Source organism: Lysinibacillus sp. F12, from assembly GCF_057773605.1.
Genome location: NZ_JBYMLP010000006.1, coordinates 1 through 23,272 on the forward strand (window position 1 = coordinate 1; position 23,272 = coordinate 23,272).

Below are 23,272 nucleotides of genomic sequence, written 5' to 3' on the forward strand. Positions count from 1 at the left end.
AGGAGCAAGCTCCTTCTCTGTTCGCTCGACTTGCATGTATTAGGCACGCCGCCAGCGTTCGTCCTGAGCCAGGATCAAACTCTCCATAAAAGAAATTTGATTAGCTCAAATTGTTTTGCTGGCATCATTTTGATGTCCAAAATTTTGTTTCGTTCACTAGCTAGGCTAGCTACTTAAAACTTTATTGATTACGTTTTGCTTGTTCAGTTTTCAAGGTTCATGTTGTTTATTTCAGCGTCACCTCTTGGCGACTTATTTATAATATCAAGATTCGACAACTATGTCAACATATTATCTAAAAATATTTCAATAGATTATATTTTAGTCACTCAAATACTTAATTGTACGTGAAAATATTATATTGCCTGTAGAAAAGAGTAATGTAAATGAAGGTGTTTTACTTTACGTAATAGCCTACCTCTTCTCTTTATTATCCTTAATATGAATGAGAAAAGGCAGCCATAGTTATGGCGTGCCTTTCTATAAATTAGTAATAATTCGAGAAATATAAAAACTGCGATTTTTTCCTAAATCAAAAATTTCACCTGTATGAACTAATTTAATGAGTGGACGTGTTGGCGCAAACTTATTTACAAACATGACTTCTCCACGCTCCAAGTTAGAAAGTTCAACAATTGTACCAATAGGAAGATCCGCTACAATATCGATTAATGCACGTACCACTTTAATATCAAACTTACCAAACTCAGATTCATTAATCATTTCTATTACTTTAAATGAAGATTGCTTGGACCTGTATACTCGTTCACATGTCATAGCATGGAATACATCTGCCACAGCAATGATTTGTGCAAAGATAGAAATATTAGCAATCTTTTCACCTTTCGGGTATCCACTACCATTTAAACGTTCATGGTGTTGGAATATTGCCTCTTTCATAGTTTCTTTTAAAATGGTTAAATCCTTCACCATGTTATAGCTATAAATTGGATGTTTATAAATTTCATCAAACTCTTGCTCAGTAAGAGGTGTCTTTTTATCTCGAATTCGGGGGTGTACTTTAGCCATTCCACAATCAGCCAATAGACCACCTATCGCAATTTGAATTGTAGTCCCCCTATCATAACCCAACTTTTGAGCAACTACAGAGGAAATCAGGGCAGTAGCTACACAATGGTGATATAAATAGTCTTTAGGATTAGAAAACTCATTTAAATCAAAAATAATTGTTCGATCCTCCAATACCATCTCCACCAAAGGCAATATAATGGTTCTCGCTTTGGCGATATCTACCTTAGAACCTGCTTCCCAATTTTTGAATTCCTTTTTAAATTGTTCAATAGAATGATTATAAGATTTTCTAAAAGTCGGAATGTCCTCTACTACTACTTCTACATCTATTTCTCTCTTTTCTGAATGAATATCGTTTTGATTTTTATAAACAGGGACGTTAAAAATATTAAATGCCTGAAAAACTTGTAAATGTACATGGGAAATCGTTGTATCTTTAAAGATGATAGGATACTGTGTATTAGCAAAAATATCTTCAGAAATTACTCTACCAACGCCTAACTCTGAAATTGGAACATGTATTGTTTCCATGAAATGAACACCTCTCCACTTTAACTTGCTTCAAATAAGGGTACCTTTATTTTATCATGTAATTCAAAATAATTACTTATTTTTCATTATTTATAATAAAAAACCGATGAACGACATGAACGCTGTCGTCATCGGTTTAAGTTATTCCTCTATTTCCTCTTCATCTTCAGGCAACTCTTCTTCTTTTTCAACCTTAGCTACAGTTGCAACTAATTCATCATCACCTAAGCGAATTAAACGAACACCTTGTGTGCTGCGTCCAATTAATGAAATATCATTAACATCCATACGAATAAGCATGCCGTTAATAGTAATAAGCATAATATCCTCTGAACCATCAACTGTTTTCACAGCCACCATCGGACCATTTTTATCAGTAATTTGCATTGTTTTTAATCCAACGCCACCACGGCTTTGTAAACGATAATCATCTTCAGAAGTACGTTTACCATAACCTTTTTCAGTAACTACTAAAATTTCTTGTCCTGGTTCAACAATCTCCATACCTACTACTTCGTCACCATCACGAAGTTTAATACCTCGTACACCACCAGCTGTACGTCCCATAGAACGAATATCATCTTCCTGGAAACGAACAAGCATACCATCACGTGTACCGATGATAATTTGCTTATCCCCATCTGTTAAACGAACAGAAATAAGATCATCATCTTCTCGTAAACTGATAGCTATTAAACCATTCGTACGAATGTTGGCAAATTGTGATACAGGTGTACGTTTCGTAATACCTGTTTTAGTTGTAAAGATAAAGTACGCATCTTCATCAAATGATCCAACACGAATCATCGCTGTTACTTTCTCACCTTTATCGATATTGAGCAAGTTAACAATCGGTAGCCCTTTAGCTGTACGACCATACTCTGGAATTTCGTAACCTTTCGCTCTAAATACTTTACCTTTGGAAGTAAAGAATAGAATTGTATCATGTGTAGAGGTATTCATAAGATGCTCTACAAAGTCATCTTCGTTTGTACCCATTCCCTGAACACCACGACCACCGCGTTTCTGACTACGATATGTATTCGCAGCTAAACGTTTAATATAGCCGTTATGCGTTAAAGTAACGACTGAATTTTCAACAGGAATTAGATCCTCATCCTCAATCATTTCAATACCGCCAGAAGTAATTTCAGTACGGCGTGTATCACTATAGCGGTCTTTCAGCTCTAAAATTTCAGTACGAATGATATCAACAATTTTAGCTTCGTCCGCTAAAATTGCCTTTAATTCAGCGATTAGAACCTGAAGCTCTTGATATTCCGCTTCAATTTTTTCACGCTCTAAGCCACTTAAACGAACTAAACGCATATCTAAAATGGCTTGAGCTTGTCGTTCTGATAAATTAAAACGCTCCATTAATTGAGGCTTCGCTTCTTCACCACTACGTGAACCACGAATAATCGCAATTATTTCATCAATATGGTCTAATGCAATTCGTAAGCCTTCTAAAATATGTGCACGGTCCTCTGCTTTTCGAAGATCGAATTCAGTACGACGACGAATAATAACTTTTTGGTGCTCTAAATAATGGTATAGCATTTCTTTTAAGCCTAATACCTTTGGCTGACCATTTACTAATGACAGCATATTGATACCAAAGCTTGATTGCATAGCTGTTTGTTTGTAAAGATTGTTTAAAACTACATTAGCATTTGCATCTTTTCGTACCTCAATCACTACTCGCATACCACGACGGTCTGACTCATCACGTAAATTCGTAATACCATCGATTTTTTTATCACGGACAAGCTCTGCAATTTTTTCAATCAGCTTAGCCTTATTTACTTGGTATGGTAACTCGTGAACAAGGATAGTTTCCTTACCATTAGCTTTTTGCTCAATTTCCACCTTCGCACGAATAATGATGGAACCACGGCCAGATTCATAAGCTCTACGAATACCACTACGGCCCAAAATTAATCCGCCAGTAGGGAAATCCGGGCCAGGGATGATTTCCATCAATTCCTCTGTGGTAATAGCTGGGTTTTCAGAAAGTGCTATAACCGCATCAATGGTTTCACCTAGATGGTGAGGAGGAATATTTGTGGCCATACCAACAGCAATCCCTGCAGCACCGTTTACCAATAAGTTTGGATAACGACTTGGTAAAACAATCGGTTCTTTTTCAGAGCCATCATAGTTATCTGTATAGTCAATTGTATCTTTATTGATATCACGTAGCATTTCCATGGCAATTTTAGACATACGTGATTCTGTATAACGCATAGCTGCAGCTCCATCACCATCAACAGAACCAAAGTTCCCATGACCGTCAACAAGCATATAACGATAGCTGAAATCTTGCGCCATACGTACCATAGCGTCATAAATGGAAGAGTCACCATGTGGATGGTACTTACCCATTACATCCCCTACAATACGTGCTGATTTTTTGTAAGGTTTATCTGCTGTATTTCCTAACTCCTGCATCCCATATAAAATACGACGATGTACTGGTTTTAATCCATCACGTACATCAGGTAATGCACGTGAAACAATTACACTCATTGCATAATCAAGAAAGGATGTTTCAATTTCTTCTGTAATATTAATTCCTTTAACACCGGAGCGTTCTTGTTCTGACAAAGTGTAGACCTCCTCTCAAGAAAAATTAGATATCTAAATTAGCGTAAACGGCATTTTCCTCGATAAATTGACGACGAGGTTCAACTTCATCGCCCATTAAACGCTCAAATGCTTGGTTAGCTTTAATTGCATCATCTAATTCTACTTGTAATAATGTACGGTGCTCTGGATCCATTGTAGTATCCCAAAGTTGTTCAGCATTCATTTCACCAAGACCTTTATAACGCTGTACATTCGGTTTTGGCATTTTTGGTAGACGTTCTAAAATTTCTTTTAATGTTTCATCATCATAGCAATATTCAACATGCTTACCTTGTTTCACTTGATAAAGTGGTGGCTGTGCAATGTAAATATAGCCTGCCTCTATAAGTGGACGAAGGAAACGGAAGAAGAATGTTAAAAGCAATGTACGAATATGTGCACCATCAACATCGGCATCTGTCATAATAATGATTTTATGATAACGGGCCTTTTCTAAATTGAACTCTTCTCCAATACCAGTACCGAATGCTGTAATCATGGCACGGATTTCTGCGTTCGATAAAATCTTATCTAAGCGTGCCTTTTCAACATTGAGAATTTTCCCACGTAAAGGCAATATTGCTTGGAAGTGACGATCACGTCCTGATTTAGCTGATCCTCCCGCAGAATCACCCTCAACAATATAGATTTCACAATCAGCTGGATTTGTTGAAGAACAGTCCGCCAATTTACCAGGCAAGCTTGACACTTCCAATGCATTTTTACGACGGGTAAACTCACGGGCCTTTTTGGCTGCGACACGAGCACGAGCTGCCATTAAACCTTTTTCAACAACTTTGCGTGCAACAGTTGGATTTTCCAACATAAATCGTTCAAAACCATCCGAGAATAAAGAGTTAGTAATTTGACTAACTTCTGAGTTCCCTAGCTTTGTTTTTGTTTGCCCCTCAAATTGAGGATCCGGATGTTTAACAGAGACAATAGCTGTTAAGCCTTCGCGTACATCCTCACCTGTCAAATTGGCATCCGCTTCTTTCAACAATCCACCTTTTCGTGCGTAATCATTAATGACGCGTGTAAGAGCTGTTTTAAAACCAGACTCATGTGTACCACCTTCATACGTATTAATATTATTAGCAAATGAAAAAATATTAGAAGAGAAACCTGCATTGTATTGCATAGCAATCTCAACAGAGATACCATCTTTTTCTCCAAGAACATCAATCGGATCATGAATAGGCTCTTTAGATTGATTTAGGTGCTCAACATATGAACGGATACCACCTTCATAGTGATATGTAGTTGAACGCTCCTCGCCTTCTCGTTCATCAGCAATGGTAATCTTGATTCCACGATTTAAATATGCCAATTCTCGAATACGGTGAGCTAAAATATCATATTCATAAACAGTAGTTTCTTTAAAAATTTCTGGGTCCGCTTTAAAACGTGTTGTTGTTCCATTACGGTCTGTATCGCCAATAATCTTTAGTTCTTGTATCGTTTTTCCACGTTGGAATTTGATTTCATGAATATGACCTTCACGGTGAACTTGCACAATTGTTTCAACAGAAAGAGCATTTACAACGGATGCCCCTACTCCATGTAGACCACCTGAAACTTTATAGCCTCCACCACCAAATTTACCACCAGCATGTAAAACCGTCATGATAACTTCAACAGCAGGCTTACCCATCTTTTCTTGAATGCTGACTGGAATACCACGACCGTTATCTTCTACACGAATCCAATTTTCTTTTTCTATTGTTACCTGTATATCAGTACAAAATCCTGCCAGAGCTTCATCGATACTATTATCAACGATTTCCCATACTAAGTGGTGTAACCCTTTTGAGCTTGTTGAACCGATATACATCCCTGGTCTTTTACGTACTGCCTCTAAACCTTCTAATACCTGTATCTGATCGGCCTCATAAGCTTGGTTTTGTAAACCTTCGTTCTCTATAGCCACGGCTTTCATCTACTCCTTCATAACATCATTGTGTGTAAATGAATGAACAGTCAACCGAGCTGACTATTACCATTCTTTTGTAATCTAAAAAACTACCCTGGCTAACTTTTTTCAATCGCACCTTGTTTCACGTGGAACAGTTGAGCCTGCTCCATCGTTTCATGATGAATACCTTCAACACTTGTCGTTGTGACAAAGGTTTGCACTTCACCTTGAATGGTATTTAATAAATGCGATTGACGATAATCATCGAGTTCCGACAAGACATCATCTAAAAGTAGTATGGGTGTTTCATTTGTTTCTTGTTTAATTAATTCAATTTCAGCAAGTTTTAAAGACAATGCAGTTGTACGCTGCTGTCCTTGAGAGCCATATGTTTGCACATCATAGCCATTTACTAAAAACTGCAAATCATCACGATGTGGACCAACTAACGTTACACCTCTGTCAAATTCACGTTCTCTTGCTTCCATCAATTTTTGATGTAAAGTATTTTCAATTTCGCTAGAAGAATGTTCTTTTTCTATTCCAGCTACCGTACGATATTTTATAATGAGCGTTTCCTTCCCTTGTGATATACCTGCATGTATAGGTTCAGCCCACTCCTGCAATAAATCCATAAATTGAAATCTTTTACGAATAATTTGGGTAGCTGCATGAATATATTGTTCATTATAAACCTCATACATCACATCATTTGACATGGACTTGCCCTGGTTCATCTTTAAGAAATGGTTACGTTGTTTTAAAACTTTTTGAAAGGTTAATAAATCGTGTAAATAGACAGGCGAAATTTGCCCAATCTCCATATCAATAAAACGTCGGCGTATTTGCGGACTACCTTTTACAACGTTTAAATCTTCTGGTGCAAACATAACGACGTTCATTTGGCCAATATAATGACTAAGGCGACTTTGCTCTATATGATTTATCTTGCCCTTTTTACCTTTCTTTGTAATCGTAAGCTCTATCGGTAAAATACCATGTCTTTTTTGAACTGCCCCTTCTATTTTACCATAGTCTGAATCCCAACGTATCAATTCTTTATCGTTCGTTGTTCGATGGGATTTAGCCATTGCTAGTACGTAGATAGACTCCATAACATTTGTTTTTCCTTGAGCATTTTCACCAATGAAAACATTAATTTTAGGAGAGAAGTTTAAAGCTAAGGCATCATAATTACGGTAATTTGTAAGTTTTATTTGTTCAATATGCATAGTTTACTGCCCAGTTGGTCCTACGATTTGAAAACGACCACATCCTGGTATATTTACAACGTCTCCGTTTCGTAATTTACGACCTCGACGATCATCTACTTCTCCATTGACATACACAGCATTTTCCTGTAAAAACCACTTAGCCATTCCACCTGAACTAATGGCATCAGATATTTTTAATAGCTGCCCTAACGTGATGAACTCCTCATCGATTTTAATGTCCTGCATAGTGTGTTTCCCTCCAAATACAGACTGTCTATCTCTCTATCATACCTAAAATTTCGCCATAAGTAAAAAAGATAGCCGCAAATTGCGACTATCCTAACAGATCTTAAATTTTTAGTAAGTACGTACAGGTAAAATTAATTGTAAAATTGCATCGTCATGAACCGAGCGTAAAATAAATGGTCTCATTGCGCCTGTAAATTGAATGACTACATCTTGGCCATCGATAGCTTTCAATGCTTCCATCATATATTTGGCACTAAAGGAAATTTTCAAGCCTTCTCCTTCTAATGACTCAACAGGAATTTCTTCTTGTACTTTACCGATTTCAGGTGAATTAGAAGAAACCTCAACTGCTTGATGACCCAATATTTCAAAACGGACAACATTATTACGATCCCCTCTTGCTACAAGCGAAGCACGGTCTATAGCTTGTAATAAAGATTTACCATTAATTGTAACATTAGTTTGGTATTCTTCTGGAATTAAACGGGAAGTGTCTGGGTAATTTCCTTCTAGTAAACGTGAGAAGAATAATACATCCCCTGTTTTAAACAATACCTGCTGACTTGTAATAACAATTTGAACAAGGTTTGTAGAATCCTCTAATACTTTATTTAATTCATTTAAACTTTTTCCTGGGATTACAACACTATGTTCAACCTCTGGTAAATTTTCCAGTTGAACCTTACGTCTTGCTAAACGATGACTATCTGTTGCAACACAGATTAATGTTTCATTTTTAATCTGCCAGTTTACACCTGTCAACACTGGTCTACTTTCAGAAGTGGCAACGGCGAATACAGTTTCACGAATAATTGTTTTTAAAAGATCAGCAGGAATAGTAAATTTTTGATCCTCTGTTAATTCAGGTAATAATGGATATTCAGCTGCATCAGAGCCAATTAAATGGAACTCCGATTTACCTGAGCGAATATGCGTTTGGAAACCAGGAGTTACTTGAATTTCAACATCATTTGTTGGTAATTTACGTATAATTTCATTAAACATACGGGCTTGTACAACAATTGATCCTGTTTCTGCAATGTGAATGATCTGTTGTCCATCTTCCTCAACGGGGATAAATGTTTGAATTGTAATATCCGCATCACTACCTGTTAAGCGAATACCTTCTTCAGTTACATCAATTTTGATGCCTGTTAAAATTGGAATAGTTGTTTTTGAACTTACCGCTTTCATGACATCATTTAAACCCTCTAATAAACGGTCACGTAAAATATCAAATTTCATTCGTTTTCCCTCACATATTTATATTATTTATTTATATAAAATAAAAAAGATATAGTAATAGGCTCTGTGGATTTGTGGATAAGTGCCTTTTTATGAATAAAATCAGTCTATCCACATGTAGATAGACTGTGTATAAGTTTGTGTTTAAATAGTAGGATTGTCCACAGTAATTACTTCCCTAGCATGCTACGAATTTGTTTAACATCTTGTTGAAGCTGGACGTCATTTTTCAACAAAGAAGATATTTTTTCGTGAGCATGAATCACAGTTGTATGATCACGTCCACCAAATTCTTCGCCAATTTTCGGCAGTGAAAAATCTGTTAATTCACGTGATAAATACATGGCAATTTGGCGAGGAAAAGCAATTAACTTTGTACGCTTTTTCGCCGTAAAATCTTCTAAACGTATACTAAAATGCTCACCAACAGCATTTTGAATGTCTAATATTGTCACAGTTCGTGGCTTTGAATTAGGAATGATATCTTTAAGTGCCTCAGCAGCAAGTGTGGCATTAATATCTTTGTTTACGAGCGATGAATAGGCAACGACGCGAATAAGCGCACCTTCAAGCTCCCTAATATTGGAGTCAATCTGGTTCGCAATATAGAGCATTACTTCATTGGGTACCTCTAAACCATCTGCTTTTGCTTTTTTACGCAAAATAGCAATTCGTGTTTCCAAATCAGGAGGTGCAATATCCGTTATTAATCCCCATTCAAAACGTGAACGTAGCCGATCCTCTAATGTAGGAATTTCCTTAGGAGGTCTGTCACTCGATATAACAATTTGCTTGGATTCCTCGTGTAAAGTATTAAACGTGTGGAAAAATTCTTCTTGAGTTGATTCTTTTCCAGCAAGGAATTGAATATCATCAATTAGCAGTACATCCACATTGCGGTATTTATTGCGAAAATCAAGTGCTTTGTTATCACGAATAGAGTTAATAAATTCATTTGTAAATTTCTCAGATGATAAATAGACCACCTTTGCATTAGGATTATGCTCTAAAACATAATGACCGATGGCATGCATTAAGTGTGTCTTACCAAGCCCAACTCCCCCATAGATGAAGAAAGGGTTATAAGCCTTTGCAGGTGCTTCAGCGACTGCTAGAGAGGCAGCATGTGCAAAGCGGTTACCAGAGCCAATAACAAACGTATCAAAAGTATACTTCGGGTTTAACATCCCCGGTGAAATATCATGGTGATCGTTATTCTTTGCTTGGATAATCGGCGCCGGCAAATCAAAATCGTCCGAATCCTGGTTTTTTTGAACAACAAATTTAATAAGCAAGTCTTCGCCTGTAAGCTCCGTTAATATACCTGTAATCAAATGAATATAATGATTCTCAAGCCAATCTCGAGCAAACGAATTTGGTGCAGCTATTGTCACAGTTGAACCACTGCCATTGTAGGACAGTAATTTGGTAGATTTTAGCCACGTTTCGAAGCTTGGTTTAGAAATTTTTTGTTCAACTTGAGCCAGGACATTATTCCATAATTCTTCTAAATGTTCCAAGCTACTAATCTCCTTTACAGTGTTCAATACATAAAAAAATTGCATTTATAGAAATGGTAAATACGTTCATTTTACAACTCGTCCACATAATCACAAGTTGTGGATAAAAGTTAACCAAAGGCTGTGATAAAAATTATCCACAGCATATTAACAGTTGTGGATAATTAAAATGTTCATTTCAGTTTTCAACAAAGTGAAGCACAGTAATCGTATCAGAAAAACAAAGCTATTTCAATAGTTTATGAAACTTATCCACATAGCTTGTAGTTATGCACTTTAGAGTTGTCCACAAGCACTGCTTATGTGAAAAAGCTGTAGATAATTGTTGTGGATAAAAAAATATGCAAAAAATACTATACACAACTTTGTGTAAAAAAAACAAGTCCTCTGTGGATAAATATTTTTATAATAATGTTATAATAGAGTGTCTTTTACGGAGGATTTAAATGCGCTCTGAGGATAGATGAAGTAGTTGCATTTAGATACATAGAATAGTTACCTAAAAGAAATTTGTTAAATACATTGACAAAATAACTAGTTACTTTATATAATATTCGAGTCTGTATGTTGAAAAATTCAACTCATATATCAGGAGGTGTCTATATAAATGAAACGTACTTACCAACCAAAGAAACGTAAACACAGTAAAGTTCACGGTTTCCGCGCACGTATGAGCACGAAAAACGGTCGCAAAGTTCTTGCTGCTCGTCGTCGTAAAGGAAGAAAAGTTTTATCAGCATAAAATAAGTCCACTGAGCCACATCAGTGGTCTTTTTTTTCTTTATTTTTGGTAAACCTAGAAGTGAGGATCAAAGATATTATCTATTAGCAGGTGAAAGAAATGAAAAAACGCCAAAGAGTGAAGAAGAATGATGATTTTCAAAAGGTGTTTAAAAAAGGTAAATCTTTCGCTAATCGTCAGTTTGTTGTTTACTTTTTAGAAAAAGAGGGACAAACAGAATTTCGTGTAGGTTTATCGGTTAGTAAGAAACTTGGGAATGCGGTAAAACGCAACCAAATAAAACGCTATATTCGCCATAGTATTCTTGATTTAAAGGATGATTTAAAGCCGAATATGGACTATGTTATTATCGCCAGACAACCGGCGGCCACTATGGATTTTCATGAAGTGAAACAAAGTTTGCAACATGTACTAAAAATCGCAAAGGTATTGAGGAAAGTGTAATGTATGCAACCGAGTGGTAAAATGCGCCTGTATGATTAGCTTTAAGAATAAGAGTGAAATGGCATACCATAACGTAGGTATACGCATAGGGGTATTACTAGCGTTAGATTTCACTTATAAAATATGTTAAATTCGCCACAAAACTCAGGAATAAGTGTATATTGTGAGAATATTTAGTAGAGTGAAACGTTATTGGCATGATAAAATAGCTGATAACTTTATCTTTGTTCAAGCTTAGATAAAGCTGCTGTCAGAAGTCACAGATTTTAAGGCAGGAAACTGTCAGTCAGTGAATAAAGAAGATGCATATAGAATTTGAAAAAGTGAATAGTAATTGTAGGGGGAAGAAGGTTGAAAAAACAACATTGGGTAATTTTGTCACTAGTATCAGTAGCTCTACTACTATCTGGTTGTACAGAATTCAATGAACCAATTTCCAAAGAAAGCACTGGCTTCTGGAATGAATTCATTGTTTGGCCGTTGGTATCAGCGATAAAATACTTTGCTGACCTACTTGGCACGTATGCATGGGGGATCATTGCTGTAACGATCATTATTCGTTTAGCAATTTTACCATTAATGATTAAACAAACAAAGAGTTCTAAAAAAATGCAAGAAATTCAGCCAAAATTGAAGGAACTGCAAAAGAAGTATGCTTCTAAGGATGCTCAGACACAACAACAATATCAGCAAGAAATGATGAAGCTGATGAGTGAATCAGGCGTAAACCCACTTGCAGGGTGTTTACCAGTAATCATTCAAATGCCAATTTTAATTGGTTTTTATCATGCAATAAGCCGTATGAATGCTACATCTACATTTGATTTAGGGAATTTCTTTATCTTCCCGCTAGCAGATCCTGCACCTGCATTAGCAATTACAGCAGGTTTAATGCAATTTATCGTATTACGTACAGGACCAGCAATGGATAATCCTCAAATGAAAATCATGATGTATATTATGCCATTCATGATCATTGCCTTTGGTATGGCCTTACCAGCTGCATTATCATTATATTGGGTAATCGGGAATATTATTTCGATTTTCCAAAACCTGTATATTTATAAACCTTGGAATAAAGATAAAACACAACCTGCTCAAAATGGAGGGGCTAAAAAGTGAAACAACTTACGCAAATAGGCGCAACAACACAAGAAGCGATCTCATTAGCGTTACAGAAACTTGGCAAAACCCGTGAACAAGTAGATGTTGAAGTTTTACAAGAAGGTAAAAAAGGATTTTTAGGTTTTGGTGCACGCTCTGCAGAAGTTCGTGTAACTGTAAAGGAAGTTCAGATTCCGGTCATTGAAAGTGAAAAAGCCGAATCGCAAATAACGACTCAATTAGACAAACAATTAGCAGTAGATGATGTTGAAACAATAAGTTCACAAGTTTCTGATCAACCAAATGAAATCGAAGCTGTTCAAAAAGTCGTAAACGAACAAAATGAGGAAGAAGATTCAGCAAATCCAATTGAGGATGCAAAAACTTACTTAGTAACTATTGCTGAACAATTGGATATTCATGATCTTGATATAAGTACAACACGTGAAGGGAAATACGTTTATTTTCAGCTGAAAAGTGAGAAAGCTGCTCTACTTATCGGAAAACGTGGTCAAACATTAAATTCCTTACAGCAATTAACACAGTTAGTGCTAAATAAAAGCGCTAAGCAGTTCTTAATGGTGAAATTAGATGTGGAAAACTATCGCGAACGTCGACAAGAAGCACTAGAGTTACTGGCTGATCGAATGGCGGACAAAGCATTACGTTCAAATCAACGTGTGGCATTTGAACCTATGCCGTCATACGAAAGAAAAATAATTCATAATCAATTAGCCAATCGTCTTGATCTTGAGACGTATTCAGAAGGTTCAGAACCAAATCGTTATTTAGTCATTGAGCCCGTCAAAAATAAATAGATTTAAAACATGCAGACACTATAGTTTTAAAGGTCATTTTATCCTTTGTGATAAAATGACCTTTTTTTATGAGACAAAGAATTGTATTTTTTGTTGAAATTCAGTTTTATAAAAAAGGTTGTTATCCACATTTGGAAATGATCCTTACTTTAGATTTTGCTGAAAATATGTTAGTCTAAGGTGTTAGTAAGTATTGGTCGGTTTCGATTATCCACATGTGGATAACGTTGAGGAGGTCATTAAATGGAGTTTGATACAATTGCTGCGATATCCACACCGATGGGTGAAGGTGCCATAGCCATCGTTCGTTTAAGTGGGGACGAAGCAGTGGCGATTGCAGATAAAATATTTAAATCACCAGGTGGAAAAAGTTTAACGACAAAGGATTCGCACACTATTCATTATGGACATTTAGTGGATCCTAAAACAAACGAGGTAGTAGAGGAAGTAATGCTATCATTGATGCGTGGTCCAAAAACTTTCACACGTGAGGATGTAGTTGAAATAAATTGTCACGGTGGTTTGGTTTCAGTTAATCGTGTTTTACAACTAGCATTAACGAATGGGGCAAGATTAGCAGAACCAGGTGAATTTACTAAACGTGCGTTTTTAAATGGGCGTATTGATTTATCACAGGCTGAAGCAGTAATGGATTTGATAAGAGCTAAAACAGATCGAGCAATGAATGTTGCCTTGGGTCAGATGGATGGAAAATTATCAAGACTTATTGGTGACTTGCGCCAAGCTTTACTAGAGACATTAGCGCAAGTAGAGGTTAATATAGATTATCCAGAGTATGATGATGTAGAAGAGATGACTGTACCTGTTTTAGTAGAAAAATGTACATGGGTACGAGATGAAATTATTAAACTTCTCCAAACATCTTCTCAAGGGAAAATATTACGAGAGGGTTTATCGACTGTTATTTTAGGCCGTCCAAATGTAGGGAAATCTTCTCTTTTAAATAGCTTAGTACAGGAAAATAAGGCCATAGTGACAGATATTGCTGGTACTACTCGTGATATTATAGAAGAGTACGTCAATGTACGCGGTGTTCCGCTTCGTTTAGTGGATACAGCGGGTATTCGTGAGACAGAAGACATTGTTGAACGAATTGGCGTAGAACGTTCGAGAGAAGCGCTACGTGGAGCAGATTTAATATTATTTGTATTAAACTATGCAGATGAGTTAACTGCTGAGGACGAGCGTTTATTCGAAACGATTGAGGCGATGGACTACATCGTTATTATCAATAAAACAGATCTACCGCAAAAAATTAATTTAGCGCGTGTCAAAGAGCTAGCAGGTAAACATCGCATTGTAACCACCTCTCTCTTACAGGAGGAGGGTGTTACAGAGCTTGAAGAAGCGATAGCTGCATTGTTCTTTGAAGGGCAAATTGAAGCGGGCGATTTAACATATGTTTCAAATGCAAGACATATTGCACTATTGCATCAAGCACAGGCGACAGTTGAGGATGCAATAGCAGCTGCTCAAGCTGGAGTTCCAGTTGATATGGTACAAATTGATGTCACAAGAACTTGGGAATTACTTGGTGAGATTATAGGTGACACAGTGCAAGAAAGCCTAATCAACCAGCTATTTTCTCAGTTTTGCTTAGGAAAATAACTTTAAGAAAGAAAGGAAGATACGAGCATGCCAACAAAATATGAGGCAGGCACGTTTGATGTGATCGTCATTGGCGCAGGTCATGCAGGTTCAGAAGCTGCACATGCTGCGGCTAAAATGGGTGCTAAAACACTAATGTTAACGATCAACTTAGATATGATTGCATTTATGCCATGTAATCCATCCATTGGTGGTCCTGCCAAAGGAATCGTCGTACGTGAAATAGACGCTTTAGGTGGCGTCATGGGGAAAGTTATAGATAAAACGCATATCCAAATGCGAATGTTAAATACAGGAAAAGGCCCAGCTGTACGTGCATTACGTGCGCAAGCTGACAAAGTTTTGTATCAACAAGAAATGAAACGCATATTAGAGGAAACCGAAAACTTAACAATCCATCAAGGAATGGTAGAAGAACTTATCATTGAGGATGGAGAAGTAACAGGGGTTATTACACAAATTGGTGCTATTTATCGTGCCAAAACAGTAGTGGTCACAACAGGTACCTTCCTACGCGGTGAAATTATTATTGGGGATATAAAATATTCAAGTGGTCCTAATAACCAACAACCGTCCATTCGCTTAGCTGATAATTTAAAAGAGCTTGGTTTTGACCTTGTTCGATTTAAAACAGGTACACCACCACGTGTTAATAATCGTACAATTGATTATGATAAAACTGAAATTCAGCCAGGAGATGAAGTTCCACGTGCATTTAGTTTTGAAACAACGGAATTCATTATGGACCAACTACCTTGCTGGTTAACGTATACAAGCCCTGAAACACACGAAATAATTGAGGCTAATTTACATCTATCACCGATGTATTCTGGGATGATTAAAGGGACGGGTCCACGCTACTGCCCTTCGATTGAAGATAAAGTAGTACGCTTCAACGATAAGCCGAGACATCAAATCTTCTTAGAGCCAGAAGGACGTAATACACGTGAGGTTTATGTTCAAGGTTTATCAACAAGCCTACCAGAGCATGTTCAAACACGTTTATTAAAATCAATCCCAGGCTTAGAGAATGCAGAAATGATGCGTGCTGGCTATGCCATTGAATATGATTCAATTGTACCCACACAATTGTGGCCAACACTAGAAACAAAGCGCATTAAAGGCTTATATACAGCTGGCCAAATTAATGGTACATCGGGTTATGAAGAAGCAGCGGCCCAAGGATTAATGGCAGGAATGAATGCTGCAGCTAATGTACTTGGCAAAGAGGAATTAATCCTTAGTCGCTCGGATGCCTATATTGGGGTACTAATTGATGATCTTGTGACAAAAGGAACAAATGAGCCGTATCGTTTACTAACTTCTCGTGCAGAGTATCGCTTACTGCTACGTCATGATAACGCTGATTTACGATTATTAGAGCTAGCTTATAAAATCGGAATGGTACCACAAGAAAGATATGACAAGTTCAATGCGAAAAAGGCATTAATCGAAAATGAAATTGCACGTCTTCGTGAAATAATTATTAAACCGAATGAAGCTACACAAGCGGTTATTCGTTCTGCTGGTGGTAGTGAATTAAAAGACGGCATTCGAGGTGCTGATTTACTAAAACGCCCCGAGATGCATTATGAGATGATTTCTTCATTAATTCCGGCAGATATTGAATTTACAGAAGAAGTAAAAGAGCAAATTGAAATTCAGCTTAAATATGAAGGCTATATCGAAAAAGCATTGCTACAAGTAGAGAAGCTGCATAAAATGGAAAACAAAAAAATCCCTGAAAACATTGATTATGATGCTATTTCTGGATTAGCGACAGAAGCACGTCAAAAATTAAAACAAGTTACACCGCTTTCCATTGCACAAGCCTCTCGTATTTCTGGTGTTAACCCAGCAGATATTTCTATTCTTCTTGTTTATATTGAACAAGGTAAAATTGCAAAAATAAGCGGCTAATAAGAACAGTAAAGTGAATAAGGGGCGGGCATACCATTGTGCCCGCTTCCTATTTTTAAAGCAATACTATTGTTAAGATGAACTAGTAGGGCTAGATTAATAAAGGAGACTTTACATGAACGAACAACAATTTATTGAGGCACTGAAAAAAAAGGGCATCGAGCTTTCCGAAAAGCAAATTACTCAATTTAAAAAATACTTTGAATTACTTGTCGAGTGGAATGAAAAGATGAACCTGACTGCTATTACAGATTTAGAAGGTGTTTATTTAAAACATTTCTTTGACTCTATTAGTGCCTCATTTTATTTTGATTTTTCAAAAGTAATCACTGTTTGTGATGTAGGAGCAGGGGCTGGTTTTCCTAGTATTCCAATAAAAATCTGTTTCCCACATTTACATGTCACAATTGTCGACTCCTTAAATAAAAGAATTACATTTTTAAATCATTTAAGTGATGAGTTACAATTAGAAAATATGAATTTTGTGCATGCTCGTGCAGAAGAGTTTGGTCAAAATATAAAATATCGTGAGCAATACGATGTGGTGACAGCACGTGCAGTAGCTCGTTTATCTGTTTTATCGGAGCTATGTGTACCATTAGCAAAACAAGGTGGCTATTTTGTTGCCTTAAAAGCAGCGGCAGGTGCAGAAGAATTAAAAGATGCTAAAAAAGCATTAACAACACTAGGTGTTAAACTGAAAGAAGAATATTCTTTCAAGCTACCTGTTGAAGAAAGTGACCGCATTTTATATATATTTGATAAAATAAAAGGAACACCGAAAAAATACCCGCGTAAGCCAGGTGTACCGAATAAAACACCAATTCAATAATTAGTGTTTCATGTGAAACTTTCTCAAAGTAGAATATATTTTTTCTATTTTGAGCATACATACTAGTTATGGATGGTTCACGCAAAAGTCATCTATGAACTATATACATTTGAAGAAATATAATAAATAATAATAGAATGAGACAGAGCAAGATAGTTACTTAAAGGTGGTGCCACTTGGATGAAAAGTCCTTTTTCACGTTTTTTTGGAGGCGGAAGTAAAACAGAGCCTATTGTGAAAAATGAAGTAGAACAAGCAGAGGCGGTTCATACAGCAGAAGAAGTCATAAAATTGCCTATTGATCAAATTGTACCTAACCGTTTTCAGCCACGTACTATTTTTGATGATGAAAAAATTGAAGAATTATCAAGAACCATTCATACACATGGTGTGATTCAGCCAATTGTTGTACGTAAAACATCAGAAAATCAATATGAAATCATTGCCGGTGAGCGTCGTTATCGAGCTATGAAAAAGCTACAATGGACAGAGGTTCCTGCTATTGTACGTAATTTAACCGATAAGGAGACAGCTTCTATTGCGTTAATAGAGAACTTACAGCGTGAAGAATTAACGGCAATTGAAGAAGCGGTAGCCTATCAAAAATTGTTGGAGCTGCATGAGCTCACACAGGAAGCTCTTGCCCAAAGACTTGGAAAAGGACAATCCACTGTAGCCAATAAATTACGTTTATTAAGGCTTCCAGACGAAGTGCAACAAGCCATTTTACAGCGAAAGATCTCTGAACGACATGCGCGTGCATTAATTGCTATTAAAGATCAACCGTTACAATTAGAGGTCTTACAGCAAACCGTTGATAATGATTGGAATGTTCGCCAATTAGAGGAACAGATTCAAGCTATCTTGCATCCTGTAACAGATGAGCAAGAGTCGGTACCAAAGAAGGCAAAGCCTAAGCGCAAGGCCATTAGTAAAGATGTCCGTATAGCCTTAAATACTATTAAGCAATCATTAACAATGGTCACAAAAAGTGGTATTACGGTAAAAACGGAAGAAGAAGATACAGAAGAATATTATCAAATTACTGTGAAGATACCTAAAAAGAAAAAGGTGTAACAAATTATCTAAAAATAATAATTTATTACATTTTCCTTCACTGTAAAAAGGAGATATCTCAGAAAGTTGAATGAGATGTCTCCTTTTTTGTATATATTCTTAATATTTTATACAACTTCTAACTGTTTTTTTGATAGAATGAAAGTTAGATAGCGGGTTAAATACATTGGTTTTACAAAGAGTAAGCGTTGATAAATGAAAGCAGGTGCTTTTAAATGGGGAGAATTATAGCAATCGCCAATCAAAAGGGTGGCGTAGGAAAAACAACAACTTCAGTCAATTTGAGCGCTTGTCTAGCCTATTTGGGGAAGAAAGTGCTACTTATTGATACTGATCCGCAGGGAAATACAACAAGTGGTCTCGGTATTAATAAAGGAGACATACAAAGTTGTATTTATGATGTACTCATTGATGATGAAGATGTTGAAAATGTCATTCAAAAAACAAATGTAGATAATTTATCAATTGTTCCAGCCACAATTTCGCTTGCAGGCGCTGAAATTGAATTGGTGTCGACTATTTCAAGAGAAGTGCGTTTGAAGCATGCATTACAAAATGTAAAAGAAGATTTCGATTATATAATTATTGATTGTCCACCATCCTTAGGACTTTTAACAATCAATGCTTTGACTGCTTCAGATGCATTAATTATTCCTGTACAATGCGAATATTATGCATTGGAGGGTCTAAGCCAATTGTTATCTACTGTTCGTCTTGTTCAAAAGCATTTAAACCAACAGTTGTATATTGATGGTGTTTTATTAACAATGCTAGATGCACGAACAAACCTTGGGTTGCAAGTTATAGATGAAGTAAAAAAATATTTCCAAGATAAAGTATATAAAACAATAATTCCTCGTAATGTGCGTTTAAGTGAAGCACCTAGTCATGGGCAACCAATCATCACTTATGACGCAAGGTCTAGAGGTGCAGAAGTTTATTTGGAGATGGCGAGGGAAGTGATTAAAAATGGCTAAAGGTTTAGGAAAGGGCATTGGTGCACTATTTCCAGGAGAGTCTTTAGAACAAAGTGGGCAAGTGGAAGAAATTCAATTAGATTTAATTGTTGCGAACCCATTTCAGCCTCGTAAAATTTTTGATGAAGAAGCTTTACAAGAATTAGCAGATTCGATAAATGAGCATGGCATATTGCAACCAATTGCTGTCCGTAAAAAGGGTCGTAAATTTGAAATAGTAGCAGGAGAACGTCGTTATCGGGCCTGTTTATTAGCAGGTTTAGATGTTATTCCAGTAATCATTAAAGAGCTATCAGATGCACAAATGATGGAGCTAGCTATTCTAGAGAACCTTCAGCGCGAGGATTTAACAGTCATTGAAGAAGCAGAGGCCTATCAAAGCTTAATGGAAAACTTGAAACTAACACAGGAAGAGCTATCAAAGCGTTTAGGAAAAAGTAGACCACATATAGCTAACCATGTTCGCCTCCTTGCTTTGCCAGAAGATGTCCGGAAATTTATGAATGATGGCACCCTATCAATGGGACAAGGCCGGGCATTACTCGGCTTAAAAAATAAAAGACGAATCTCTGAAGTAGCAATGAAGGTAATGAATCAAGGTTTAAATGTTCGTCAAGTTGAAATGTTAGTACAAACCCTGAATGAGGAAGTTTCACGTGAAACAATTCCTCCTAAGAAAAAAGATATATTTGTGGCGGCGAAAGAATCTCAATTAAGAGATTATTTTGGAACAAATGTTCAAATTAGAAAGAACAACAATAAAGGGAAAATTGAAATAGAATTTTACTCTGAAGATGATTTGGAGCGCATTTTAGAAATCCTAAATTTACAAGAAGAATAAATGATATTTCTATAATTTAATCAGAGCGCCAAGCAAACAGGCGCTCTCTATTTTTTAGAGAGAAGGAAGGCAAAAGGGTGGTAATACTAGGGGCATTAATTAATGCTGTGCTCATTATAGCAGGTGCATTAGTGGGGCGGATTTTCAAAAATATTCCTGAATCTATGAAGTCTACTGTCCTATCCATAATTGGTTTAGCAGTCGCATTATTAGGGATAAAAATGGGATTTGAAAGTGATAATTTTATTATCTTAATCGTAAGTTTAGTGGTGGGTACTGTAGTAGGTGAGTGGTTAGATTTAGATAAGCAAATGAATCGCCTTGGCAAATGGGTAGAGTCTTTATTTCGCACAAAACGAAATGACCAAAATCAAATTAGCATAGCAGAAGGGTTTGTCACAGCTTCATTAATATTTGTTGTTGGCTCAATGGCTGTTATTGGTGCACTTGATAGCGGCCTTCGTAACGATCATAATGTATTGATTACAAAAGGATTAATAGATGGATTTACATCCATTATTCTAGCATCCACATTAGGCATAGGTGTATTGCTATCGGCAATACCTGTTTTTATTTATCAAGGATTAATTGCTATTTTTGCAGGGGTCATTAGTTCTTTTATACCTGATGCTGCGCTGCAAATGTATATTACCGAAATGACAGCCGTTGGCGGCGTTATGATAATGGCAATAGGGTTAAATATAGCTGGTTTAACTAAGATCAAGGCTGCTAACTTGCTGCCAGGTATCGTCGTTGTTGGTATTATGGTTGCTTTCTTCTACATTTTTCAATGAATAACGGTGGGCAGCCAGTAATAGCGCTCTTGAAAGCTTCTCAGCCATAGCATAAGAAATATGAAGTCTTGTATTTTGTAAAACAAGCATTTCCATAAAACCTCCAATATTGACGATTCCTTTAATGGAAATGTCACCGATTGGGGGTAATTCTTTTTTTACAGCCTTGCCAGGAAAAATAGGACCGCTTTGAACGGAAATATGACCGACATTGTGCTCACTACCAAGACAGGCGTCAATCGCAATAATGAATGGTTTTGTAGTATGATTGTGTAGCTGTTGCATAGTTGAATTTAGATTTAGAGCATGTAGAGGATCTTCTAAAGAACCTACAATTTCGTAGGGGAAGCTAACAGACTTATTTAAGAAACTACCCGTTAACGGTCCAAGTGTATCACCTGTACATCGGTCGCTGCCAATGCAGCAAAAAATTAATCGTTCATGATGAAACGGTATATGTTCTAAAAATAATGTACTTAATTGCCAAACAGCATTTTTACTTTCGTGATGAAGGGAATAAGGTAGTAACAAATTTGGTATAGTATTCATAAAAAAACTCACTTTCTTTTTATTTTTAGAAGTGCTCAATTTTTATGCAGTATACGCAAATTTTTAGCAAGTTATTCAAGAGGTGGAAACGATGGAATGGAATAAGAAATTAATGGATAGATACTGGGAAAAGCTTACATCTGACAAGCTTTGGGAAGATGTGATTGATACTTCTATTGAGATCGTGCTGATTTTACTAGTATCATGGATAGCTGTAAGAATGGGTAAAAAATTGATTAAAAAATTGTTTTTAATCCGTATGCGTTCTCCATTAAATCATTCAGAGCGACGTCAACGTACGATTTCGAGATTATTACAAAGTGTAATTTCTTATGTTGTTTATTTCTCTGCAATCATTGGCATTCTATCTTCTTTAAATATAAAGGTAGCGGGTCTTTTAGCAGGTGCAGGGATTGTCGGTTTAGCCGTCGGTTTTGGTGCCCAAAGTTTAGTGAAGGATGTTATCACGGGCTTCTTTATTATTTTTGAGGATCAATTTGGTGTAGGGGATTATATAAAAATTAATGGAGCAGAAGGTACGGTTGTAGAAATTGGCTTACGTACTACGAAAATTAATGGGGGGACGGGAGAGCAATTTATCATTCCTAATGGTGCAATTGGTGAGGTCGTCAATTACTCTGTTAACAACTCCAAAATTTTTATAGATTTACAAATGACCGCTGATGCTGACTTTGAAAAAGCTGAAACAGTTATTAATCACTATTTAGAATCTTTACCAGAAAAACATAAAGAATTAATAGCAGCACCAGTGTTTTTAGGTGTACAAAATGTTAAAGGTACAGAGGTAACGATCCGTATTGCTGCTGAAACATTACCGCAGCAACAATATGGAGTTGCTCGTAGTATACGCCGAGATGTGACAAAACTTTTTGAAGAACATCGTATTCCAATGGCTTATCCAAAAATGATGTTCTATGACAAAGGTGAGGGGAGAAGTGAGTAAGGTGGAAGCAAAGAAATATGGTTTAAATGATATTGTTGAAATGAAAAAGCAACATCCTTGTGGTACGAACAAATGGAAGATTATTCGTATGGGTGCTGATGTTCGAATTAAGTGTGAAGGTTGTCAACATAGCGTAATGATCCCACGTAGAGAATTTGAGAAAAAAATGAAAAAGGTTTTACTTTCTGCTAATGAGGCCTAACTTCAGGCATATTAGACTTTTTGTAAGTGAATCAATATAATAGAA

21 protein-coding genes and 1 rRNA gene are annotated in these 23,272 nt (G+C 36.5%); 13 read left to right on the forward strand and 9 right to left on the reverse strand.

The features are described 5' to 3' along the window. The 8 genes from AC3CH7_RS20590 to dnaA form a co-directional block, all read right to left on the reverse strand. Positions 1 to 90 (reverse strand): 16S ribosomal RNA (locus AC3CH7_RS20590); the annotation flags it as partial. Positions 91 to 480: 390 nt separating this feature from the next. Next, complete coding sequence (locus tag AC3CH7_RS20595; protein ID WP_012291834.1) at positions 481 to 1,563, reverse strand: HD-GYP domain-containing protein; 1,083 nt, start codon at positions 1,561 to 1,563, stop codon at positions 481 to 483. Positions 1,564 to 1,704: 141 nt separating this feature from the next. Continuing rightward, positions 1,705 to 4,170 carry a DNA gyrase subunit A gene (gyrA, locus tag AC3CH7_RS20600; RefSeq protein ID WP_012291833.1) on the reverse strand — a complete coding sequence of 822 codons (2,466 nt, stop codon included), beginning with the start codon at positions 4,168 to 4,170 and terminating at the stop codon, positions 1,705 to 1,707. Positions 4,171 to 4,195: 25 nt separating this feature from the next. Further along, entirely contained in the window at positions 4,196 to 6,130 is a 1,935-nt protein-coding gene (gene gyrB / locus AC3CH7_RS20605; protein ID WP_012291832.1) for a DNA topoisomerase (ATP-hydrolyzing) subunit B, read from the reverse strand. 92 nt (positions 6,131 to 6,222) lie between these two features. Beyond that, the gene (gene recF, locus AC3CH7_RS20610; RefSeq protein WP_012291831.1) at positions 6,223 to 7,338 is read right to left on the reverse strand and encodes a DNA replication/repair protein RecF; all 1,116 of its coding nucleotides are present in this window, start codon (positions 7,336 to 7,338) and stop codon (positions 6,223 to 6,225) included. Between the two features lie 3 nt (positions 7,339 to 7,341). After that, a complete protein-coding gene (gene yaaA / locus AC3CH7_RS20615; RefSeq protein WP_012291830.1) occupies positions 7,342 to 7,566 on the reverse strand; it encodes a S4 domain-containing protein YaaA in 225 nt (74 codons plus the stop codon). Between the two features lie 111 nt (positions 7,567 to 7,677). Further along, positions 7,678 to 8,814 carry a DNA polymerase III subunit beta gene (gene dnaN / locus AC3CH7_RS20620; RefSeq protein WP_012291829.1) on the reverse strand — a complete coding sequence of 379 codons (1,137 nt, stop codon included), beginning with the start codon at positions 8,812 to 8,814 and terminating at the stop codon, positions 7,678 to 7,680. 170 nt (positions 8,815 to 8,984) lie between these two features. Beyond that, positions 8,985 to 10,379 carry a chromosomal replication initiator protein DnaA gene (gene dnaA / locus AC3CH7_RS20625; RefSeq protein WP_419185265.1) on the reverse strand — a complete coding sequence of 465 codons (1,395 nt, stop codon included), beginning with the start codon at positions 10,377 to 10,379 and terminating at the stop codon, positions 8,985 to 8,987. Positions 10,380 to 10,941: 562 nt separating this feature from the next. On the opposite strand from dnaA, the gene rpmH reads away from it, so the two are divergent. From rpmH to AC3CH7_RS20680, 11 genes are all read left to right on the forward strand, one after another. Then, the gene (gene rpmH / locus AC3CH7_RS20630; RefSeq protein WP_004233310.1) at positions 10,942 to 11,076 is read left to right on the forward strand and encodes a 50S ribosomal protein L34; all 135 of its coding nucleotides are present in this window, start codon (positions 10,942 to 10,944) and stop codon (positions 11,074 to 11,076) included. A gap of 99 nt (positions 11,077 to 11,175) precedes the next feature. After that, the gene (gene rnpA / locus AC3CH7_RS20635; protein ID WP_031415843.1) at positions 11,176 to 11,520 is read left to right on the forward strand and encodes a ribonuclease P protein component; all 345 of its coding nucleotides are present in this window, start codon (positions 11,176 to 11,178) and stop codon (positions 11,518 to 11,520) included. Positions 11,521 to 11,871: 351 nt separating this feature from the next. After that, on the forward strand, positions 11,872 to 12,642 hold the full coding sequence (gene yidC / locus AC3CH7_RS20640) for a membrane protein insertase YidC (protein WP_012296225.1): 771 nt from the start codon (positions 11,872 to 11,874) through the stop codon (positions 12,640 to 12,642). Continuing rightward, positions 12,639 to 13,442, forward strand: coding sequence for an RNA-binding cell elongation regulator Jag/EloR (gene jag / locus AC3CH7_RS20645; protein ID WP_012296224.1), 804 nt, complete (start codon positions 12,639 to 12,641; stop codon positions 13,440 to 13,442). The genes yidC and jag overlap by 4 nt, the downstream gene beginning before the upstream one ends. Before the next feature lie 243 nt (positions 13,443 to 13,685). Further along, on the forward strand, positions 13,686 to 15,071 hold the full coding sequence (gene mnmE, locus AC3CH7_RS20650) for a tRNA uridine-5-carboxymethylaminomethyl(34) synthesis GTPase MnmE (protein WP_012296223.1): 1,386 nt from the start codon (positions 13,686 to 13,688) through the stop codon (positions 15,069 to 15,071). Between the two features lie 27 nt (positions 15,072 to 15,098). Next, entirely contained in the window at positions 15,099 to 16,991 is a 1,893-nt protein-coding gene (mnmG, locus tag AC3CH7_RS20655; protein WP_012296222.1) for a tRNA uridine-5-carboxymethylaminomethyl(34) synthesis enzyme MnmG, read from the forward strand. Positions 16,992 to 17,106: 115 nt separating this feature from the next. After that, on the forward strand, positions 17,107 to 17,823 hold the full coding sequence (rsmG, locus tag AC3CH7_RS20660) for a 16S rRNA (guanine(527)-N(7))-methyltransferase RsmG (protein WP_012296221.1): 717 nt from the start codon (positions 17,107 to 17,109) through the stop codon (positions 17,821 to 17,823). A 180-nt stretch (positions 17,824 to 18,003) separates the two neighbouring features. Then, positions 18,004 to 18,900, forward strand: coding sequence for a nucleoid occlusion protein (gene noc, locus AC3CH7_RS20665; RefSeq protein WP_012296220.1), 897 nt, complete (start codon positions 18,004 to 18,006; stop codon positions 18,898 to 18,900). Positions 18,901 to 19,115: 215 nt separating this feature from the next. Continuing rightward, positions 19,116 to 19,877, forward strand: coding sequence for a ParA family protein (locus AC3CH7_RS20670; RefSeq protein WP_008177971.1), 762 nt, complete (start codon positions 19,116 to 19,118; stop codon positions 19,875 to 19,877). Beyond that, positions 19,870 to 20,718, forward strand: coding sequence for a ParB/RepB/Spo0J family partition protein (locus AC3CH7_RS20675; RefSeq protein ID WP_012296219.1), 849 nt, complete (start codon positions 19,870 to 19,872; stop codon positions 20,716 to 20,718). The genes AC3CH7_RS20670 and AC3CH7_RS20675 overlap by 8 nt, the downstream gene beginning before the upstream one ends. A 77-nt stretch (positions 20,719 to 20,795) precedes the next feature. Then, positions 20,796 to 21,512: a DUF554 domain-containing protein gene (locus tag AC3CH7_RS20680; RefSeq protein WP_012296218.1), complete on the forward strand. Its 717-nt coding sequence runs from the start codon at positions 20,796 to 20,798 to the stop codon at positions 21,510 to 21,512. Here the strand turns inward: AC3CH7_RS20680 and yyaC are convergent. Next, a complete protein-coding gene (yyaC, locus tag AC3CH7_RS20685) occupies positions 21,429 to 22,061 on the reverse strand; it encodes a spore protease YyaC (RefSeq protein WP_031415838.1) in 633 nt (210 codons plus the stop codon). The genes AC3CH7_RS20680 and yyaC overlap by 84 nt on opposite strands. Positions 22,062 to 22,152: 91 nt before the next feature. Here yyaC and AC3CH7_RS20690 point away from each other — a divergent pair, with 91 nt between their 5' ends. Together AC3CH7_RS20690 and AC3CH7_RS20695 are read left to right on the forward strand one after the other, a co-directional pair. Then, positions 22,153 to 23,025, forward strand: a complete 873-nt coding sequence (locus AC3CH7_RS20690; RefSeq protein ID WP_031415837.1) for a mechanosensitive ion channel family protein — start codon at positions 22,153 to 22,155, stop codon at positions 23,023 to 23,025. 1 nt (position 23,026) lies between these two features. Then, a complete protein-coding gene (locus tag AC3CH7_RS20695) occupies positions 23,027 to 23,227 on the forward strand; it encodes a DUF951 domain-containing protein (RefSeq protein WP_012296216.1) in 201 nt (66 codons plus the stop codon). The last annotated feature ends 45 nt before the right edge of the window (positions 23,228 to 23,272 follow it).

Coding starts and splice junctions, on each gene's coding strand:
- AC3CH7_RS20595 (WP_012291834.1), bottom strand. CDS start 1,563: ATGGAAACAATACATGTTCCAATTTCAGAGTTAGGCGTTGGTAGAGTA.
- gyrB (WP_012291832.1), bottom strand. CDS start 6,130: ATGAAAGCCGTGGCTATAGAGAACGAAGGTTTACAAAACCAAGCTTAT.
- recF (WP_012291831.1), bottom strand. CDS start 7,338: ATGCATATTGAACAAATAAAACTTACAAATTACCGTAATTATGATGCC.
- yaaA (WP_012291830.1), bottom strand. CDS start 7,566: ATGCAGGACATTAAAATCGATGAGGAGTTCATCACGTTAGGGCAGCTA.
- dnaN (WP_012291829.1), bottom strand. CDS start 8,814: ATGAAATTTGATATTTTACGTGACCGTTTATTAGAGGGTTTAAATGAT.
- dnaA (WP_419185265.1), bottom strand. CDS start 10,379: ATGCAATTTTTTTATGTATTGAACACTGTAAAGGAGATTAGTAGCTTG.
- rpmH (WP_004233310.1), top strand. CDS start 10,942: ATGAAACGTACTTACCAACCAAAGAAACGTAAACACAGTAAAGTTCAC.
- rnpA (WP_031415843.1), top strand. CDS start 11,176: ATGAAAAAACGCCAAAGAGTGAAGAAGAATGATGATTTTCAAAAGGTG.
- mnmE (WP_012296223.1), top strand. CDS start 13,686: ATGGAGTTTGATACAATTGCTGCGATATCCACACCGATGGGTGAAGGT.
- mnmG (WP_012296222.1), top strand. CDS start 15,099: ATGCCAACAAAATATGAGGCAGGCACGTTTGATGTGATCGTCATTGGC.
- rsmG (WP_012296221.1), top strand. CDS start 17,107: ATGAACGAACAACAATTTATTGAGGCACTGAAAAAAAAGGGCATCGAG.
- noc (WP_012296220.1), top strand. CDS start 18,004: ATGAAAAGTCCTTTTTCACGTTTTTTTGGAGGCGGAAGTAAAACAGAG.
- AC3CH7_RS20670 (WP_008177971.1), top strand. CDS start 19,116: ATGGGGAGAATTATAGCAATCGCCAATCAAAAGGGTGGCGTAGGAAAA.
- AC3CH7_RS20675 (WP_012296219.1), top strand. CDS start 19,870: ATGGCTAAAGGTTTAGGAAAGGGCATTGGTGCACTATTTCCAGGAGAG.
- yyaC (WP_031415838.1), bottom strand. CDS start 22,061: ATGAATACTATACCAAATTTGTTACTACCTTATTCCCTTCATCACGAA.
- AC3CH7_RS20690 (WP_031415837.1), top strand. CDS start 22,153: ATGGAATGGAATAAGAAATTAATGGATAGATACTGGGAAAAGCTTACA.